This is a genomic window from Sinanaerobacter sp. ZZT-01, assembly GCF_035621135.1.
Taxonomy (GTDB): domain Bacteria; phylum Bacillota; class Clostridia; order Peptostreptococcales; family Anaerovoracaceae; genus IOR16.
The window spans coordinates 462675-481894 of record NZ_CP141728.1; the positions used below are offsets into that span (position 1 = coordinate 462675).

The following is a 19220-nucleotide window of genomic DNA, read 5'->3' on the forward strand; positions in this document are numbered from 1 at the left end:
ATTTATTGAGCTGTCCAAACGTCAGCCAGATTTTCCGCTTGCTTCATCACAAGCTCTATTGCAGCGGGTTGTTTATCGGGTGGATAGCCATATTTGTTCAGTATTCTGCGTACGATGACCATAATGCGGGCACGGGCTGTTTCCTTAATAGCGAAGTCGATAGTCGCATTCTTTCTGACTTTATCAGCTATTTCGCGCGCGATTGCCCGTAATTGGTCGTCACCCAGAACCTTTACCGCGCTGTTGTTAGTTTCAAGTGCGTCATAGAAAGCAAGCTCATCTTCTGAGAGGCCCATATTCTGACCGCGCTTATCGGCTGCGTTGATTTCACGAGCGATACGAATAAGTTCTTCGATTATTTCAGCAGTGGTCAAAAGGTTGTTCTGATATTTCTTTATCGCGCCGTCCAACATTTCCATTAAAGTTTTTGATTTTGCAAGGTTGTGCTTGGAACGTATTTTTATCTCGTCGGATAATAGTTTTTTTAGTAGTTCAATGGCAACATTCTTATATTTCATTCCCTCGATTTCTTTCAGAAATTCCTCAGAAAGAATTGAGAGTTCAGGTTTCTCAAGTCCCGCTGCGCTGAAGATGTCCACAACTTGATCAGAGGCAATGGCAGAGTTTACAATATTCCGTATGACCGAATCATAATTCTCGTCTTTCCCATTGCTGCCAGCCTCAAATTTTGTAAGCCTTGCCTTGACCGCTTGGAAAAACGCTATCTCTTCAGCGTTATCAAAGGTGGCTGGGTCGGGCTTGGCGAGAGCATATGCCTGTCCTAACAGCGAAACTTCACGAACATATCGGTTCTTCCCGTCATCCACTCCAAGGATGAAGTCTTCCGCTTGCAGTATCAGCGACAGTTTATCCTTGACTACACTTGAGAAGAATGTTGAATAATCAAAGCCATGAAGTATCCCGCGCACAACTTCTATTTTCTCAAGCATTATTTCAACAGCTTTTTGATGCGTTTCGGCGGGAACGCCCTTGCCACCGCTCTCTGCATAAAAGCCGAGAGCCTTTTTTAAGTTTGTGGCAATGCCTATGTAGTCTACAATTAGACCGCCCGGCTTATCCTTGAACACGCGGTTGACACGGGCGATTGCTTGCATGAGGTTGTGGTCTTTCATCGGTTTATCTATATACATCGTGTTTAGGCATGGAGCATCAAAACCTGTGAGCCACATATCCCGCACGATGACAATTTTTAATGGATCGTTCTCGTCTTTCAAACGAAGAGCGAGTGCTTTTCTCTGTGCCTTTGTCGTATGATGCTTCTGTATAGCAGCACCGTCTGAACTGCTCGAAGTCATCACGACCTTGATAACACCTTTGTCTAAATCATCGCTGTGCCATTCAGGGCGAAGTTTGATTATTGCATCGTAGAGGGCAACTGCAATACGGCGGCTCATAGCAACAACCAGGGCTTTCCCCTCGAATACCTTTTGCCTCTCCTCAAAATGGGTCACGATGTCATTGGCAAGGATTTGAATTCTACCTTCGTTACCGACGATAGCTTCCAATTTCGCCCATTTTATTTTAGCAGCCGTGGCTTCATCAGCTTCTCCAACCTCGTCTAGTTCCGCGTCAAACTGCTCCACGAGTCGTTTGCCTTCCTCGGTAAGGTTCACTTTTGCAAGACGGCTCTCGTAGAAGATGCGGACGGTTACGTTGTCCTCAACCGCCTGTGCGATGTCATAGATATCAATATAGTTACCAAAGACAGCAGGTGTGTTTGCGTCCTGCTTCTCAACGGGTGTTCCGGTGAATCCAATAAACGTGGCGTTTGGAAGCGCATCGCGAATATATTTTGCAAAACCATAAGCAATCCTCTGTCCGACTACTTCGCCGTTTTCCTTGATGTCGCGGAGTTTAGCATTGAATCCATACTGGGTACGGTGTGCTTCGTCAGCGATAACTACTATGTTTTCACGTGCAGACAGCAGTTCATAAACCGATGCATTGTTATCTGGAATAAACTTCTGTATGGTCGTAAAGACGATACCGCCGGATGCAACTTTCAAAAGGGTTTTCAGTTCTTCGCAGGAGTCCGCTTGTTTCGGCGGTTGGCGCAAGAGGTCACTGTTGCCTGCGAAAGTGTCAAACAGCTGATCGTCGAGATCATTACGATCATTGATAACCAATATGGTCGGGTTATTCAAAGTGCGGACGATTTTACCTGTGTAGAAAACCATCGACAGAGACTTCCCAGCTCCTTGCGTGTGCCAAACCACGCCCGCTTTATGGTCACCCCTTGGTTGGTTTTGAGCGGAGGGCAGTCCATAATTCTCTGGATCTTCATGAAGCACCATGCCGGGAGTGCCAGAATATCCACTGGCGCGGATCGTCTGCTCCACGGCTTTATTCACAGCATAATACTGGTGGTAAGCCGCAATTTTTTTAACAGTCTCAACCTTGACAATGTGAGTGACTTTATCCTCAGTTTGAGTCTTTTCGTAAGTTACGAAACTTTGTATGTAGTCAATTAACGTCGCGGGAGCACAAAGCCCGTGAATCAGCGTGGAAAGTTCGTCATCGAACTTGGTGGCTTCTTTGATGCCGTCCTTTGTTTTCCATGCGCTGAAACGGGAATAAGACGCGGTCAGTGATCCCGCCTTTGCTTCCAACCCATCGGAGATAATGCATATTTCGTTATAAGTGAAAAGTCCGGGAATTGCCAACTTATACGCTTGCAACTGGTCAAACGCTTTGTGGCAGGTTGCATTCTCATCAGCGGGGTTCTTCAGTTCAAAAATAACAAGCGGAATGCCGTTAATGAAAAGAAGCACATCAGGGCGCTTGTTGTTATTATTTTGGACGATGGTGTATTGATTAACTACGAGGAACTCGTTGTTCAGCGGGTTTTCGAAGTCGACGACATGGACAAAATCACCTTTGATGTCACTGCCCTTGCGATATTCAACGGATACACCATTCACAAGCATTCTGTGAAATTCTTCGTTGTCGGCGAGCATATTTGAAGTAGCTATCCTGGAAAGCTTCCGAGCCGCACCCTGAATAACGTCGGAAGGGATCGTCGGGTTCAGCTTGGACATTTTAGCTTGTAGCCGCCCCATAAGGAGAACATCCCCATAACTATTGCGCTCGGGATTCAGAGCGTCAGGCGCGAGGTCTACGCCGGATATGTAGTTATAACCGAGGCTTTGCAGTTCCTCGATGGTCATTTCTTCTACTGCGGATTCACACAGTTTAGGCATAAACATTACCTCCTATTGCTTCACCCGCACTTCTCCGCTGAGTAGCTTTGGTAAAAGCGTGTCGCGGAGTTTCTGCAGGGTAAGAATTTGCTTCTGATTCTTCATGACCCGCTCCATCATTGGAGCACAGACTTCATTAAAGAGAGCGAGCTTTTCATCATCAGGAGCAGGTGTTTCTACTTCGAGAATGTACTCTGGTCTTATCCTCTGGTGACTTCCGCTTGTACCTGTTGCGCTCATTGCAAAACTGGAAACTACGTCTTTTGATTTCATGAGACAGTACAGGAACAAATAGTGGCGCATATCCTTCGGCCTTAACACCTGAAACTCCGTGGAGCATACACTGTTCGGCTGCACTTTCTCCCCTATGCGCCAAATTCGCGGTGTTACAGGGTTCAGCTTGGAAACAAGTATGGTGTTTGGTAACACGCAGAACTTGTTACTCAATATCGCTTTACCGAGTTCAACCGCAGGCGTTTGGGCGGTATCGAAGGCCGGAATGCTGTAGTGATAGAACGGCTCTAACGGTTTCCTCCCGGGGTTTACGCTGTTGTTTTCGAGTGTAGCAATATCCGAAACGGGAATAGGGTCGTTCTCGTTCTCCTCCAAGAACCATTGGCGGAAATATGTCTGCGTCAAGGCTTCGAGGGTTGTGTTTTGCCGTGTCAGCAAATCGATTTTATCGTCAAGCGATGCCAGTACTTCAGCAATGGTTTGTTGCGTTGGGATGTCAGGAAACCGAAAAACTCTTTGCTTCAATACATCGGTTTCTACACGCTGACGCCCAGAAGTACCTGTCATAAGCTGTACTGCTAAATCTCTGAACTCGTTCCAATAGGCGAAGTAATAAACAAACTGTTGAGTTGAGATTCCAGCTTTCTTACGAAGAACTATAAATTCTGTCGAGCCAAAGGCTACTTCACCATCGTCAAGAAAATCAACAAAGCCTATCTTCCCGTTTTCAAGGCATGGAGTTATCCTTGCCACCAGCGTGTCTCCGTTCATAAACTTTGCGCCACCATTAAATCTGGCGATTTCCCAACCTAATACCTTTCTACTGTTAATCCCGAGATTTTCCATAGCAACCTTCTTGCACTCGGTATTTTTCCTCAAAGGAGTCGTTGGATTAAAGTCCATGAACTCTGAGAGCCTGTAATCAGTCCATTCACTCATTCGCATTTACCCCCACTTTAGAAAGATTAGTGCGAATCCGCTCATCAAGAGCAATTCCCTCGGCCATCTGTGTTTTCAATTCTGTAGTCAATGTTTGGACACGTTCAGTAAAGTCAAAGTCATCCTCGTCATCCGGCAAGCCGATGTAACGTCCCGGTGTGAGAACATAATCTGAGGTAACCACATCCGAAACAAGTGCAGACTTGCAGAAGCCCGGAACATCTTCGTACCCTACTCCAGCCTTCCAAGCATGATAAGTAGCGGCAATCATTCCGATATCGTTCTCATCTGGATTTTCAGAGCCGTTTGTGAGTTCTCTGGTCTTACGGCTTATCAACTTGCCCATGTTTCGGGCGTCGATGAACAGAATCTTGTTGTGGCGAGGATGCTTGGGGTCGCTTTCCTTGGCACGAGAAAGGAACCATAAGCAAGCAGGGATTTGTGTATTTAAAAACAATTTCGTAGGTAGATTAACGATGCAATCTACAAGTCCTGCGTCAATCAAAGCTTTACGGATTTTATCTTCGCCATTGGTTTTTGTAGATAGCGAACCTTTCGCCAGCACAAATCCTGCAGAGCCTTTTGGGGTTAGGTGATATATAAAGTGCTGTATCCATGCATAGTTTGCATTGCCCGCAGGTGGGGGTGTTTCGCGGCTATATTGCCAGCGGCCATCCGTGCGAAGTAGGTCGCCAGACCAATCACTGTCATTAAACGGTGGGTTAGCGATAACAAAGTCAGCTTTCAGGTCCGGATGTGCATCGTTAAGGAAAGAACCTTCATTGTTCCACTTCACGTTGGAGCTGTCGATTCCTCGCAACGCCAGGTTCATCTTGCATAGGCGCCAAGTGGTCTGATTGCTTTCTTGCCCATAAACTGATACGACTTTATCAAATAACTTATCAATTTCTTTTGCTTTCCCATTATAGTGATCGGCATGCGCCTCAATGAACTTTTCACTCTGAACAAACATACCTCCGGAACCGCAGCATGGGTCCAGAACGCGACCTTCATATGGTTCAAGCATTTCCACAAGTAACTGAACAACGCAGCGTGGTGTATAGAATTGTCCGCCCTTCTTGCCTTCTGCAAGAGCAAACTGACCGAGAAAATATTCGTAAACCCTGCCCAATACATCGTCGGATCGAGACACACTGTCCCCGAGAGCGATGGTGCTGATAATATCAATCAGCCCGCCAAGAGATTGCTTGTCAAGTTTCTCCTTGGCATATTCTTTTGGCAAAACGCCCTTCAGTGAAGGGTTGTCCTTTTCAATTGCATCCATCGCGTCGTCCACATCTTTGCCGATGGTGGCGAGTTTTGCTCTTCCGCACAGGTAGTCCCACCGAGCCTGCGGCGGCACATAGAAGACACTCTCTGCCCGGTACTCATATGGATCGTCCGGGTCAGCTCCGGCATAGTCGCCTTCGCCTGCCTCCAGTTTGTGGTACAACTCATAAAAGTTGTCCGAAATATATTTAAGAAATATAAGTCCAAGAACAATATGCTTATATTCCGCAGCATCCATATTTTTACGCAGCTTGTCCGCAGCAGCCCAAAGCACCTGCTCAACAGGCTGTTCTTTTGCTTCTTTTTTTGCTTTAGCCATTGTTTTCTCCTCATTTCCGGGTCTTCAGATACATTTTCTGACATCAACCCATTATAATTCTACTCTGTCGCGTGTACGATAAATCGGACTTAATCAGTGTCCGTTAAGTCGGAATTATCTGCAGCACCACCGGAACGAATCCAGTCATCAACTTCGGACAGCTTGAATTTCCACAGTCGCCCGACCTTATATGCTGGCATATTTCTCTTGGCAATCCATTGCAGAATGGTCTCGCGGCCTACGCCGAGATAATCTTGCACTTCTTTCAAAGTAGACCATTTTTCAATGTTGTTGTCGCTCACATTATTAACCTCCATTTATATAACCTCAAACTCGGTATCTATAGTGACATTGAATAATCTTTTATTATTTGGAAAACAATCGTTGCCTTCACTGTCCTGCATCTCCCAAAAGCATTCATAATGTCCTTCAAAACCACGGGTGTCAAAGCTCGTGGTTATTTTTAACTCTTTGCCCGGAGCCACATCTGGTATATCGATACAGTTTGTATCAGTTCTTGGTCTTACAACGGCATGGTTAACAAAAACAAATTTCCGATCTCGCCATGTCTGACTACCAGTGTTGCGGATTACCCATGTGTGATCAAACCGATCATAACACTTCTTTGAATATATCCTCGCCGGTAAAAATTCAAGAACATAGGCACTATCACCCGGATATAACGGAGCTAAAGACTGAGGCTTTTCATCGACAGGCTCATTGAGAAGCTTTTGATATTCCATTGCCACTATATCGTCTACATCGCTATCTTCATTTTTTATAAAGCAACAGAACTGAAGTGCAAGAGCTACAGAAAAGGTGCCCCTCGCTGGTTCGAGCGAAACCGGTATTGCAAATGCTGTCATCGCTTGGCGAACCCGATCATCCTTCAAATGCTTTTCAAACAGACCAACCAACGCGTCCAACTGAATATTTGCAGGGAAAGAATCCTTTAGATTCTGTGTTAGTGGCTTCGAGCCATTGTAAAGTTTCTTTTGATATTCCTTGTCAGTAGTGATCGATGCAGAGAAATACGAACTCCCACCGGTTATAAACAACTTGCTCACAAACAAACCTTGACTGGATATCTGCTGACAGTAAGGATATATGTTTTTGCAATACTGGGAGAAGTTGATTGTAATCACCTCCGTGAAAGTCCCTTGATTAGTCCCTTTAGTCCCTTGGAAAACCGATTTTTAGTCCCTTTGCGCCCTGCTATTCTTATTACAGATGGCAGGGCATTGCTTATCTAAGCCTAAATGTGGATTTTGACTTTTCCATTATATCACAATTCCAGCCAAAATTCAATCTAACAAGTCGTAATTGTTTGTAAAAAGTCATAAATCCACTTTGCAAGGAAAGGAAAGCACGATCTGTTATCCGAAATCGCCTCGAAGTACATCCGCTGATCCCGGATGGTTCAGTGCAACGGGGCGAACAACAAAATAACGAACAGCTGACTACTGAACAGAAAGCTGCAATCCGAAACGGAGTTATCCGTAAGGACTGCGGTCGGGCTATTACGCCTAGTTTCCGGTCAGCTCTGCAGATTCCTCCGTTTCGAGAAAACGACAAACGGAGGAATTTTTATGTCAAACCAAGCAAATCAGAACCCACACCGTGAGTACAAGGTCTACATCCCCAGTACCCACCAGTTCGTCCCGGTGGCTAAGGAATTCTACTATGAATATTACCGTCCCATCTGGCGTACTCAGAAGGAAGCACAGAAACGCGGTCAGTGCATGTGCCCGAAAAGCAAGCTGTGGCGCTGCGACGGCTGTTGCCTTGAATGTCCGTATCATGCTCCCGGAAACGTATGGTCGCTTGAATACGAGCAGGAGCTCATGGGGGACAAGCGTGAGGACCCCAGCGCGGATATTGAATCAATCGTAACAGACAAAATTATGCTGGACAAGCTGTTCAAGCGGCTGGACGAGCTCTTTCCAGAAGCCCGTCGCATAGGTGAGCTTCGCATGGAGGGTATCTCGGACCGTGACATTGCAGACATTCTTGGAATGCCCCGCAGCACCTTCAGGTCGCGTCTCGAAAAAGTTAAAACTCTGCTCCGTGAGGAGTACGGCGACATCATCTAATTAGGCATGATCTCCGGCCGCCCTAATACGGTGGTCGGAGATTTTTTCATAAAAGTTTTTCTGCTTTTCGTCCAAATGGGCCTTTTCGTTCCAGTGAGTTGTGAAAGCGATACACATCCGGCTTTCAGAACGGAGGTGAAACGAATGTATCAGGCCCAAACAAAATCCCACAGCTGCACTGCGGACGAAGAACTCGTCGATGTTCTCACCGCAATCAGCGTCGTGTCCATGCGACTGGCAAGAAAACTGACCTTGCTGTCCACACAGAGTCAATCTACGGAAGGAGGAAAAACAGATGAGCAAAATGAGCGAAATGGCCGCAACCATCGAGGACCTGCGCAGTGCCGCTGCCGTTATTAACGAAGCCGCCAATTGGCTGGCAAAACAGTTCAGCGGCGACGAAACTGTACCTGAAGAAACAATTCCCGCCGAGCTTGTACTTACGCTGGAAGCGGTCAGAGCAGTTCTTGCGAACAAGTCCCGTGCCGGTTTCACCGCTCAGATTCGCTCGCTGCTCCAGAAGTACGGTGCCGACAAGCTGTCTGGTATCGACCCAGCTAACTACAAAGCACTGCTTGCCGATGTGGAGGGACTGACCGATGCCACCTAAAGGACATGCCTTACTCTCCGCATCTAGCTCCGAACGCTGGCTCCGTTGCCCGCCATCGGCACGGCTCTGTGAGAGTTACGATGACAAAGGCAGCGATTACGCCGCCGAAGGCACCGACGCCCATACGCTCTGTGAGTATAAGCTTCGCCGGGCGCTGGGTATGGAGGCTGAAGACCCAACTGAAAACCTCACCTGGTTCAATGAGGAAATGACTGACTGCGCCACCGGCTATGCCACCTATGTTCTCGAACAGGTGGAAGTTGCTAAGCAAACCTGCTCCGATCCTGTTGTTATGATCGAGCAGCGTGTAGACTTCTCCCGCTGGGTAGCGTCCGGCTTCGGTACCGCAGATTGCCTTATCATTGCAGACGGCACCTTGAAAATCATCGACTACAAGCACGGTCGGGGAATTATGGTCGATGCAACGGAAAACCCGCAAATGCAGTGTTACGCCCTCGGCGCTCTGGAATTGTTCGACCGGATCTACGACATTGATACCGTTAGCATGACCATTTATCAGCCACGCCGCGATAACGTCAGCACATACGAGCTCTCGAAAGATGAGCTTTACCGCTGGGCAGACGAGGTACTAAAACCAACAGCCGACCTTGCTTTCGCTGGTGATGGAAACTTCCTCTGCGGCGAATGGTGCGGCTTCTGTAAGGCAAAGCACGACTGCCGTGCCAGAGCCGACGCAAATATGGAGCTTGCCCGTTATGACTTCAAACTGCCGCCGCTGCTTACAGATGAGGACATTGAAGGTATCCTCTCAAAGGTCGATGACCTTGTCGCTTGGGCGGCGGACATCAAGGAATACGCATTGCAGCAGGCAATCAGCGGCAAAGACTGGACCGGCTATAAGCTGGTCGAAGGTCGCTCCAACCGCAGATACACAAACGAAGCAGCGGTCGCTGGTACAGTCACCGACGCAGGCTTTGATCCCTATGAACACAAGGTGCTGGGCGTCACTGCCATGCAGAAGCTGCTCGGAAAATCCCGCTTTGATGAACTTCTCGCGGCCTACATTGAAAAGCCGCAAGGTAAACCCACGCTCGTGCCGGAGAGCGATAAGCGCCCGGCCATGAACACAGCTAAAAATGATTTTATGGAGGAAAACGATTATGAATAACAACACCAACAAAGTAAACAACCCGATGAAGGTTATCACCGGCCCTGACACCCGCTGGAGCTATGCAAACGTCTGGGAGGCCAAGAGTATCAATGGAGGTACGCCAAAGTTTTCTGTCAGTCTTATCGTTCCCAAGTCTGATACAAAGGCCGTCGCCAAGATCAGGTCCGCTATTGAAGCAGCCTACCACGACGGCGAGTCTAAGCTCAAAGGCAACGGCAAGTCTGTGCCACCGCTGGCAGCACTCAAAATCCCTCTCAGGGACGGAGATTCTGAGCGACCTGACGATCCCGCTTATGCCAACGCTTACTTCATCAACGCGAACTCTGCCACTGCTCCCGGTATTGTCGATGCTGACCGCAATCCCATTCTTACCCGCTCCGAGGTTTACTCCGGCGTGTACGGCAGGGCAAGCATCAGTTTTTATGCCTTCAATAGCAATGGAAACAAGGGAATCGCATGTGGTTTGAACAACCTGCAGAAGGTACGCGACGGCGAGCCTCTCGGCGGCAAGACCAGTGCTGAGTCCGATTTCGCAACCGACGATGACGACGATTTTCTGAACTGAGAAAGGAAGGGTGAAAAGCTATGACAACCTTACAAACCATCTTGTTGACCGTCCTTATTGCTATCTGGCTCTGTTTCAGCATTGTATTCCTGATTAATGCGATTCAGAGCGCAGTGTATGACCGCAAGCGTGAGAAGCGTGAAAAAGCACAGGCCGTCCGTGATAAGGAATACCATGAGCTGCGCATGAAGGAAATCAGCAAGTAACAGTATCTATGAGGGCGGCAGAGACATTCTTTGCCGCCCTCTTCTCAATAAAGGACGGTTGATTATGAAAACACTCAGTATAGATATTGAAACCTATAGCAGCGCCAACCTCGCCAAGAGCGGAGTGTACCGCTATGCTGAAGCGCTGGACTTTGAGATTCTTCTGTTCGGCTATTCTGTAGATAGTGGCTCTGTTCAGGTTGTTGACCTTGCCTGCGGCGAGAAAATACCGTCAGAAGTGATAGATGCGCTCACGGATGAAACGGTGACCAAATGGGCCTTCAACGCCAACTTCGAGCGGGTCTGCCTGTCTCGCTTTCTTGGACTGTCGACCGGCGAGTATCTCGAACCTGTTTCATGGAAGTGCTCGATGATATGGGCGGCTACAATGGGACTGCCACTTTCGCTGGAAGGTGTCGGTTCGGTGCTCAAGCTGGATAAGCAGAAGCTCACCGAGGGCAAAGACCTCATTAAATACTTCTGCCAGCCTTGTGCTCCGACGAAATCCAACGGTCAGCGCTCCCGAAATTACCCGTACCACGCGCCGGACAAGTGGTCGGCGTTCAAAAAATATAACGCCCGCGATGTTGAAGCGGAGATGTCTATTCAAGAAAAGCTTGCCAAGTTTGCGGTGTCGGACAGCGTCTGGGATGAATATCGCCTTGACCAAGAGATAAACGACCGAGGTGTGACTCTTGATATGACACTGGTGCAGGAGGCCATTGCTATGGACGGTCGCTCCCGTTCTGAGCTCACCACTGCCTTGAAATTGCTGACCGAGCTAGACAACCCAAATTCGGTTCAGCAAATGAAGCAGTGGCTTGCTGACAACGGCATGGAGACCGAAACGCTCGGCAAAAAGGCCGTGGTTGAGCTTTTGAAAACAGCACCACCGGAGCTCTCAGATGTTCTCTCCCTCCGTCAGCAACTTGCCAAATCATCGGTACGAAAATATCAGGCGATGGAAAAAGCGGTCTGCTCTGATAGCCGCGCCCGTGGGATGTTTCAGTTTTATGGAGCCAATCGCACAGGACGCTGGGCAGGCAGGCTCATACAGATGCAAAACCTGCCGCAAAATCATCTGGAAGATTTATCCGAAGCACGCGCCCTTGTTCGCTGCGGCGACTTTGATGCGCTAGAAATGCTCTACGAGGATGTGCCGGACACGCTGTCGCAGCTTATCCGCACAGCATTTGTACCAAGAACCGGTGCTTTTGTCAAGTATAGCGAGTAACCATATACACATTGCAGTAATGCCTATTGGAGATTTTCTCTCTGGTAGGCATTATTTTTTTGCTCTTTTTTCGTCCAAACAGCCTGAAATCTTCCAGTGAGTTGTGAGGACAGAGGTTCTCAGACTGGAGGTAAAATACATGGCCACTATTACTGGCGTAATACCAGAAATCAATTATGAAAAGAAACCTGTTCCGCAGGAGCAATTGCAGCGAGAAGTAGATTATGTAAGGGCACAGCGGATACTCTCTTTCATGTTTCAAAACGGACTTATTTCCTTGTCGGAATTCAACAAGATAACCACATTAAACCGCAAATCTTTCTCACCAGCTCTGGCACAGATTATGCCCGAAAACCGTTGATATTACTGAAATTCAGAGGTAATATGTCACACTGACAAGGAGGTGAAAAGTTGAAAAAAGTAACGAAAATCACTGAAAATACGTCTGATTTTACAGAGCGTCCCAAACTGCGGGTTGCTGCTTACTGCCGTGTGTCCACCGATAGTGACGATCAGCTGGTCAGTCTCGACACACAGATAAAGCACTACGAATCCTACATCAAATCAAATCCTGACTGGGATTTTGCCGGCCTTTATTATGACGAGGGCATCACCGGTACGAAAAAGGAGAAGCGGCCGGAGCTGCTTCGTATGATTGCCGACTGTGAGAATAAGAAAATTGACTTCATCGTAACAAAGTCCATTAGCCGGTTTGCAAGAAATACGACCGACTGTCTGGAGCTGGTCAGAAAGCTGCTTGACCTCGGCATTTTCATTTACTTCGAGAAGGAAAATATCAACACCGGGTCAATGGAAAGTGAACTCATGCTGTCAATCCTGAGTGGACTGGCCGAAAGTGAGTCGGTCTCTATTGCGGAAAACAGCAAGTGGTCGGTTAAGCGTAGGTTTCAAAATGGGACCTTCAAGATTTCCTATCCGCCCTATGGCTACGATACTGCTGATGGAAAGCTGGTCGTGAATGAAACACAGGCAGCTATCGTCCGTTTTATCTTTTCTGAGATTCTTTCTGGCAATGGTACCGGCAAAATTGCAAATGAGCTGAACCGCCTCGATGTGCCATCCAAGAAAGGCGGTCGCTGGACGGCGACAACCATTCGCGGGATGCTCGGTAATGAAAAATACACCGGCGATGCCATTTTTCAAAAGACCTACACCGATACGCACTTCAACCGCCACTACAATTACGGTGAAAAAGACCAGTTCCTGATTAAAAATCATCATGATGCGATTATCAGCCATGAGGATTTCGATGCCGCGCAGGCTATCATCGAACAGCACGGCAAAGAAAAAGGCGTTGAAAAATATCAGGATAAGTACCAAAACCGATATCCGTTTTCAGGCAAAATCATCTGCGGTCAGTGCGGCGGCAAATTCAAACGTCGCATCCACTCCACCGGTAGGCATAATATTGCCTGGTGCTGTACCAATCATATAGCGGATACCAAGAAATGTTCCATGAAATATATTCCAGAGTCTCATTTTAAATATGCGTTTGTTACTATGATGAACAAGCTCATATTCGGTCATCAAACCGTTTTAAGGCCCTTGTTAATGGGCCTTCGCGGTATCAACTCCGAAGACAGTGTGACAAAGCTACACGCCCTCGATAAAAAGCTCGAAGAAAACGCGGAACAGCGAAAGGTGCTAGTTACACTACAGACCCGTGGCTACCTTGAACCTGCCGTTTACAATAAGGGGAACAATGAACTTCTGCAGGAAGCCGAGCGCATACAGCGCCAGAAAGAATCCATATCCCGCTTCATAAACAGTGACAATATAAACCTGCATGAGGTCAGCGAGCTCCTGCAATACGCCACAAAGGCGGCAATGCTGAAGGGCTTTGACGGAGAACTGTTTACTCGTTTCGTGGAGCGGATTCTTGTGTATTCCCGAACAGAAATCGGGTTCGAATTAAAATGCGGTATTACGCTGAAAGAAAGGTTGGTGAGATAAATGGGCCACATTCCATACGGTTACCGGATTACAAACGGAAAAGCCGTGATTGATGAACAAGCCGCCGAGCAGGTAAAAAACCTGTTTCAGTCCTATCTGACCGGCGATTCTTTGGCAGCAGCAGCAAAAAAAGCTGAAATTATAGCATTTCACGCGGGCATCAGCAGGATGCTCCAGAATAAGCGCTATCTCGGTGACGAATATTACCCGGCGATTATCGACCTGGACACATTTACGGCTGCTGAAGCAGAGCGTATCAGACGGGCAGAAAAACTCGGCCGAGTCCGAGAACCAAAAGTAAAAAAAGAGGTCGTCTATCCCACCGCCTTCCGCATCAGCGAAGGCACAGATCAGTCTGACGACCCATTTCAGCAGGCGGAATACGCTTACAGCCTAATAGAAACGGAGGTGAATGTAGATGGAGGTCAGTAAGAACGTAACCGTAATTCCGGCAAGGAAGCATACCCGAAAGAGCAAGGACGAAGAAAAACCGAAGCTCCGCGTTGCTGCCTACTGCCGCGTTTCCACAGACAGCGACGAGCAGGCGACCAGTTATGACGCACAGATTGAACACTACACCGCTTACATTAATGGTCACCCAGACTGGGAATTAGCTGGCATCTATGCGGATGACGGCATCTCAGGAACCAACACCCAAAAGCGCGAGGAATTCAACCGCATGATTGACGAGTGCATGGCGGGCAATATCGACATGGTTATTACCAAGTCCATCAGCCGGTTTGCCCGAAACACGCTGGACTGTCTCAAATATATCCGACAGCTCAAGGACAAGAATATTCCAGTATTTTTTGAAAAGGAAAATATCAACTCTATGGATTCCAAGGGCGAGGTTATGCTCACCATCATGGCATCGCTTGCCCAGCAAGAGAGCCAGTCTTTGAGCCAAAACGTCAAGCTGGGCCTGCAATACCGCTACCAGCAGGGCGAAATTCAGATAAACTGTGCTCGGTTTCTCGGGTATACAAAGGATGAGAATAAGCATCTTGTAATAGTGCCGGAAGAAGCTGAGATCGTAAAACGCATTTACCGGGAATATCTTGAGGGAGCCAGCATGCTCAAAATTGCCCGTGGTCTGGAAGCGGACGGTATTCTGAACGGAGCCGGTAAAGGAAAATGGCATACCAGCAACGTGAACCAGATTTTGCGGAATGAGAAATACATCGGGGATGCCCTTCTGCAGAAAACCTACACAGTTGACTTCCTCACGAAAAAGCGAGTTAAAAATAACGGACTTGTCCCGCAATACTATGTGGAAAACAGCCATGAGGCAATCATCCCGCGTGAAATTTTCATGCAGGTACAGGAGGAACTTATCCGACGTCGAATCGTTCACACGAGCCCAAATGGGAAAAACAGAACCTTCAGCAGCAACCACTGCTTCGCTCAGATGATTATCTGCGGCAACTGCGGCGAGGTGTTCCGACGGGTTCACTGGAACAACCGTGGCAAGAAATCTGTAGTATGGCGGTGCGTCAGCCGCTTGGAAAACACCGGCTTGTTCTGCGATGCTCGCACGGTTCCGGAAAGCCAAATTGAGCAGATTCTGGTTACCGCTATCAACCAAGCTTTGTGCGACAAGAACGCATTCCTGGTCACCCTTCAGAATAATATCGAGACGGCCATAATCCATGAGAACGACCAGACACTGGCCACTATCGACAAGCGGCTCGAGGAACTCCAAACCGAGCTTTTGAAGCTCGCCAGCTCCAAGGCCGATTACGAGGATGTCGCCGACGAGATTTACCGCCTGCGCGAGGAAAAACAGAAAGTACAGCTCGATAACGTCGGCCGTGATGAATTTAAAAAACGCATCACCGATATGGGCGACTTTCTGCGGAAACAGCCCACCGCCATTACGGAATACGACGAGCCGCTTGTCCGGCGGCTGATTGAAAAGGTCACCGTCTATGAGAACAAATTCACCGTGGAATTCAAATCCGGTGTGACGGTAGATGTGGAAGAATAATGGTAAAAAACAAGCAAGGCACTCTACGAAAATGAACGTAGGGTGCCTTGTTTCACTTTGCTGGATCAAAATTATATGGGAAAAAGAAAATTAGTTAAGTATTAATTTTGCATTGTTGTATCTTTGAAGCTACTTTCTGGCAAGCTATTTTTTCAGGACTATCTTTATCTAAAATTGAAATAAAAGTGTTTTTTAGTTTGTCTGCTAATACAACCATATTAAATGGTTTTTGAGGGTCGAATACCTCTGTAGCATCAATATGGCTTTCTATCTCTTCCCAGAACTCTTTTGTCTTTATTATGTTATTTATTTTTTGAGCAATCTGCTCCCAATATCCTTCTGGAGTTTTCATATATTTTATTTCGTCATAAAAGAGTGCAGGGTTCTTTAAAAAATTAAGATAATCAAAGTTTGCTATCCCCATGCAAGAGAGCATTTCTCCTAATAACACAGTGGGTGAATTTTCTTGGGCAGCCGAGTTTATTCTGTCAACTGCATCTGAAATCATTGATATTATTGTATATTTTTCATGTGAGAGCTGATAAATCCATGAAATCATCGTATTTAAATCAAGGATAAGTTCATTCGCCAAATGTTCCAAGTTTGGTCGATCAGTAAGTCCTGTATGGGCAATTTCATTTCTTAATACTGGTATATCAAACATATAATACGGATAAACAGAAAGCATTATAATATGATTATCTTTGAAAGACTTGTCCACTTTTTCAACCAAAGTTCCAGCAGTTCCACTAAGTGTATTACTATTTAGAACTTTACAACAATCGTAAAATAGGCCTTCAATCTGTAGCACTGCAAGAGATATAAAGGACTGCCATTTATGATCAGCATATAAAGTTTTCATTGTATCAAAGACTTCTAAACGCCTGTTCATAACATTATGAACTTCAATGCGACTACACAAGTAAGATAGTACATCATTTTCATTTACCATTCGAGATAATTCAGCCTGATATTCGGAAAAGTTTTGAATTTTTAATTTAATGTATTTTTCAATGCTTTCTAAAAGATTACTAACGGTCACACCTGGGATAAATCGGACTTTAGCTTCTGTTGAAAAATCGTAGTTGTAATCATAATACTTTTTGAAAAAGCCATATTCATAACATCCCTGTAATCTTAATTTTAATAATTGGTCATTTTGGCGTGCAACAAAATTTATTGTCTTGTTTTCCAAGAGAAACTCAAGTAGCCCTTGGCTTAGAAAGGCTATGATTTCATCACGAGCTTTTTTATTCAGCTCTGAAAAATATCGTAGTTTGCGATGAGTATAATCCTCGTTAGGTGGAACTGTTCTATCAAGATTTCGTATTTCAACAAGCCTTCCATTTATTTCGCACAAATCCGCAATTACCAATTGGGATATGTATACATAATTAGAGACAAACATCTCTGCATCCAAATCTCCGTTTGCAATATTGGGCTCGATTATATTAGTCAAATTTGTGCAGAGTTGTTCCTTGGTTAGCGGCGGTTCTTCAGGAATCTGGGGAAATACTGTTGAAATTATAGTGGATGGATCAAATGATTTTATATCCATATTATTTTCTCCTATAAGTTATTTTCATGAGTAGAGGCCGCTCTCATTCACATTTCAGGTTTTCGTACTTTGTCATAAAACAAATGAATATTACCGTTTTAATACAATCTATTCTTTTGTCTACATCCAACCTGACCACACAACCTCGGAAAAATCAAAAAACATCCCAATCGACCACACACGAACCGCTGACATCTAACCTGACCACTCGCCAAGTGCCGACATCTAAATCGCTCTGTCACGTTCAAAATCATGCCTTTTGACTTGTTTCCATGAAGCGATATTTTTGCGATTTTCACACATCCGATTTTTACTCTTAATCCTCGAAAAGCCCTTGTTTACTGGACTTTTCATACACTCACTTATCCACCCTTGACATCAATACTACCGTCTCAACGTGTGTAGATGCTGTGAATCCGATTTTAGAAAGGCGCATTTTTTCCTTGGCGTAGGCAATAGAATAATTAATGCATACATAAAAAAATACAACCTTCGCGTATAAAAATGTTTAAATTAAATCCTCTGTATAAGTACCGCCAATTGTCTCCATGAAAATATTTCGGAATGGCACATCAAGTGATGCGCATACAAGGTCAGCCCACACCGTAGGTACGAGATTGCTGCCCCTGGCGCACCATATCTTGTAATGCATATTTCCGTATACTCCGATGGAAACACCGGTCAACTTTTCTGCATCGCGATATTTAGCTTCAAAGATTTCTCTGCCGTACTGGTTTACAGAAAAGTCTATATGCTCAAATGTCTCACTCGCCGGATAGTATGTCCCGTGAATATAATTAGTCATGATTACTTGCTCAGCGTCTACAAATATATCAGGATTCCAGAGTTGTTCGACATTCACATGGTAGAACTCTGCCCCAGTTTCATCAGCTCCGCGCTTGATGTAAACAAAGATTTTATGTAGCGTTTGAGGATCGAAATGTACTATAGTTTCTTTGCCGCTCTTCATCTGCTCAGTGATATTATCGAAGTTTAGTGTAATGCCACGCCATTTTTGAAAATCCACTGTAGCCGTGCTAACCATTCGTGAATAGGGTACTGCGAGATTTTCGTCGCACCGTGTAAGTATCTGCACAGGTGGCTTTATTCTCTGAATTATCTCAATAGTTTTAGGCACATCGGATACAGGACCCCCTATCGATGTATCAAGGAAAATATTGTAAAGATAGTATTTATCATTCACCCTGAACCCTTGCCGTTCAAATTCCGCATCTGTCACATCACTCAGGCCATATTTATCAATAGGCAATATCAGTTTTTCATAATTTACGATCTCATCTATATCATGAATCCTGTGAGCAAAGCTTTCCATAAGCGTGAAAATAAAGAGAAAAACAAGGCGTTCCTCATCAATATGGAAGTTGCCCAAATAGCTTATTTTCCCTTCGATGGCGTTAGAAGCAGCGACCATATGCTCCATCTTGTTGCGACCGGCATAAGTTATTATCTTACCGCAAGTGGCTATATACATCCGACTCCCATTATGAGGATTCCCTAGATCATCAGGGTCAATACTTAGACAATACCGCAATAATTCTTCAGCATCAACATCTGCAGCATTAATCATCACACGAAATTTATCAGCTGCATCCAACACAGGAGCCGGGATTTCGGCATTAGGTGTAAAAAACAGATATGTAGGTACCGAGTAATATTTTAGAAATGTATTAGGATATCTAATACTAAAAACACCGCCGTGGGGCGCTTTTTTCATTGACCGTAAGTAATAATTGATTTTCCAGAACTCTGGCGTTGTAGCAATACTCTGTATGAGACTCTTCAGTTTTTCTGACAATACCATTTTTCATCCCCTCCTTTCTGGAGTAGTATTTTTTCT

General features: G+C 45.9%; 17 protein-coding genes and 1 pseudogene. 11 read left to right on the top strand and 7 right to left on the bottom strand.

Features of this window, described 5'->3' with window-relative positions:
* Positions 1-2 precede the first annotated feature (2 nt).
* The 5 genes from U5921_RS02210 to U5921_RS02230 form a co-directional block, all read right to left on the bottom strand.
* Positions 3-3221 (bottom strand): type I restriction endonuclease subunit R, encoded by a 3219-nt coding sequence (locus U5921_RS02210; RefSeq protein WP_324824903.1) that lies wholly within the window; start codon positions 3219-3221, stop codon positions 3-5.
* A 12-nt stretch (positions 3222-3233) separates the two neighbouring features.
* The gene (locus tag U5921_RS02215; RefSeq protein ID WP_324824904.1) at positions 3234-4394 is read right to left on the bottom strand and encodes a restriction endonuclease subunit S; all 1161 of its coding nucleotides are present in this window, start codon (positions 4392-4394) and stop codon (positions 3234-3236) included.
* Complete coding sequence (locus U5921_RS02220) at positions 4387-6003, bottom strand: class I SAM-dependent DNA methyltransferase (protein ID WP_324824905.1); 1617 nt, start codon at positions 6001-6003, stop codon at positions 4387-4389. Before U5921_RS02220 ends, U5921_RS02215 begins: the two co-directional genes overlap by 8 nt.
* 89 nt (positions 6004-6092) lie before the next feature.
* Positions 6093-6320 carry a helix-turn-helix domain-containing protein gene (locus U5921_RS02225; RefSeq protein WP_169008394.1) on the bottom strand — a complete coding sequence of 76 codons (228 nt, stop codon included), beginning with the start codon at positions 6318-6320 and terminating at the stop codon, positions 6093-6095.
* On the bottom strand, positions 6321-6929 hold the full coding sequence (locus tag U5921_RS02230) for an NBR1-Ig-like domain-containing protein (protein ID WP_324824907.1): 609 nt from the start codon (positions 6927-6929) through the stop codon (positions 6321-6323).
* 663 nt (positions 6930-7592) lie between these two features.
* On the opposite strand from U5921_RS02230, the gene U5921_RS02235 reads away from it, so the two are divergent.
* From U5921_RS02235 to U5921_RS02285, 11 genes and pseudogenes are all read left to right on the top strand, one after another.
* The gene (locus U5921_RS02235; RefSeq protein WP_324824908.1) at positions 7593-8096 is read left to right on the top strand and encodes a bacterio-opsin activator; all 504 of its coding nucleotides are present in this window, start codon (positions 7593-7595) and stop codon (positions 8094-8096) included.
* A gap of 93 nt (positions 8097-8189) precedes the next feature.
* On the top strand, positions 8190-8456 hold the full coding sequence (locus U5921_RS02240; RefSeq protein WP_324824909.1) for a hypothetical protein: 267 nt from the start codon (positions 8190-8192) through the stop codon (positions 8454-8456).
* Complete coding sequence (locus U5921_RS02245) at positions 8392-8706, top strand: DNA ligase (protein WP_324824910.1); 315 nt, start codon at positions 8392-8394, stop codon at positions 8704-8706. The genes U5921_RS02240 and U5921_RS02245 overlap by 65 nt, the downstream gene beginning before the upstream one ends.
* A complete protein-coding gene (locus tag U5921_RS02250; RefSeq protein ID WP_324824912.1) occupies positions 8696-9835 on the top strand; it encodes a DUF2800 domain-containing protein in 1140 nt (379 codons plus the stop codon). The genes U5921_RS02245 and U5921_RS02250 overlap by 11 nt, the downstream gene beginning before the upstream one ends.
* Positions 9828-10403, top strand: a complete 576-nt coding sequence (locus U5921_RS02255) for a DUF2815 family protein (RefSeq protein ID WP_324824913.1) — start codon at positions 9828-9830, stop codon at positions 10401-10403. The genes U5921_RS02250 and U5921_RS02255 overlap by 8 nt, the downstream gene beginning before the upstream one ends.
* Positions 10404-10423: 20 nt before the next feature.
* A complete protein-coding gene (locus U5921_RS02260) occupies positions 10424-10609 on the top strand; it encodes a hypothetical protein (RefSeq protein ID WP_092639084.1) in 186 nt (61 codons plus the stop codon).
* A 64-nt stretch (positions 10610-10673) separates the two neighbouring features.
* A pseudogene (locus U5921_RS02265) lies at positions 10674-11819 on the top strand (hypothetical protein); the annotation flags it as partial.
* Between the two features lie 163 nt (positions 11820-11982).
* Entirely contained in the window at positions 11983-12204 is a 222-nt protein-coding gene (locus U5921_RS02270) for an SHOCT domain-containing protein (RefSeq protein WP_324824914.1), read from the top strand.
* Positions 12205-12254: 50 nt separating this feature from the next.
* Positions 12255-13817 (top strand): recombinase family protein, encoded by a 1563-nt coding sequence (locus tag U5921_RS02275; RefSeq protein WP_324824915.1) that lies wholly within the window; start codon positions 12255-12257, stop codon positions 13815-13817.
* Positions 13818-14249, top strand: coding sequence for a recombinase (locus U5921_RS02280; RefSeq protein WP_324824916.1), 432 nt, complete (start codon positions 13818-13820; stop codon positions 14247-14249).
* Positions 14236-15804 carry a recombinase family protein gene (locus U5921_RS02285; RefSeq protein WP_324824917.1) on the top strand — a complete coding sequence of 523 codons (1569 nt, stop codon included), beginning with the start codon at positions 14236-14238 and terminating at the stop codon, positions 15802-15804. The genes U5921_RS02280 and U5921_RS02285 overlap by 14 nt, the downstream gene beginning before the upstream one ends.
* A 94-nt stretch (positions 15805-15898) precedes the next feature.
* Here U5921_RS02285 and U5921_RS02290 read toward each other — a convergent pair whose 3' ends face one another.
* Complete coding sequence (locus U5921_RS02290) at positions 15899-17362, bottom strand: hypothetical protein (RefSeq protein ID WP_324824918.1); 1464 nt, start codon at positions 17360-17362, stop codon at positions 15899-15901.
* Positions 17363-17870: 508 nt separating this feature from the next.
* A complete protein-coding gene (locus tag U5921_RS02295; RefSeq protein WP_283675624.1) occupies positions 17871-19184 on the bottom strand; it encodes a hypothetical protein in 1314 nt (437 codons plus the stop codon).
* Positions 19185-19220 lie beyond the last annotated feature (36 nt).

What these genes read in the sequence shown, in the direction of transcription:
- U5921_RS02210 (WP_324824903.1), bottom strand. Translation starts at nt 3,221, where the DNA reads ATGCCTAAACTGTGTGAATCCGCAGTAGAAGAAATGACCATCGAGGAA.
- U5921_RS02250 (WP_324824912.1), top strand. Translation starts at nt 8,696, where the DNA reads ATGCCACCTAAAGGACATGCCTTACTCTCCGCATCTAGCTCCGAACGC.
- U5921_RS02225 (WP_169008394.1), bottom strand. Translation starts at nt 6,320, where the DNA reads ATGGAGGTTAATAATGTGAGCGACAACAACATTGAAAAATGGTCTACT.
- U5921_RS02235 (WP_324824908.1), top strand. Translation starts at nt 7,593, where the DNA reads ATGTCAAACCAAGCAAATCAGAACCCACACCGTGAGTACAAGGTCTAC.
- U5921_RS02220 (WP_324824905.1), bottom strand. Translation starts at nt 6,003, where the DNA reads ATGGCTAAAGCAAAAAAAGAAGCAAAAGAACAGCCTGTTGAGCAGGTG.
- U5921_RS02280 (WP_324824916.1), top strand. Translation starts at nt 13,818, where the DNA reads ATGGGCCACATTCCATACGGTTACCGGATTACAAACGGAAAAGCCGTG.
- U5921_RS02285 (WP_324824917.1), top strand. Translation starts at nt 14,236, where the DNA reads ATGGAGGTCAGTAAGAACGTAACCGTAATTCCGGCAAGGAAGCATACC.
- U5921_RS02260 (WP_092639084.1), top strand. Translation starts at nt 10,424, where the DNA reads ATGACAACCTTACAAACCATCTTGTTGACCGTCCTTATTGCTATCTGG.
- U5921_RS02270 (WP_324824914.1), top strand. Translation starts at nt 11,983, where the DNA reads ATGGCCACTATTACTGGCGTAATACCAGAAATCAATTATGAAAAGAAA.
- U5921_RS02290 (WP_324824918.1), bottom strand. Translation starts at nt 17,362, where the DNA reads ATGGATATAAAATCATTTGATCCATCCACTATAATTTCAACAGTATTT.
- U5921_RS02215 (WP_324824904.1), bottom strand. Translation starts at nt 4,394, where the DNA reads ATGAGTGAATGGACTGATTACAGGCTCTCAGAGTTCATGGACTTTAAT.
- U5921_RS02245 (WP_324824910.1), top strand. Translation starts at nt 8,392, where the DNA reads ATGAGCAAAATGAGCGAAATGGCCGCAACCATCGAGGACCTGCGCAGT.
- U5921_RS02255 (WP_324824913.1), top strand. Translation starts at nt 9,828, where the DNA reads ATGAATAACAACACCAACAAAGTAAACAACCCGATGAAGGTTATCACC.
- U5921_RS02295 (WP_283675624.1), bottom strand. Translation starts at nt 19,184, where the DNA reads ATGGTATTGTCAGAAAAACTGAAGAGTCTCATACAGAGTATTGCTACA.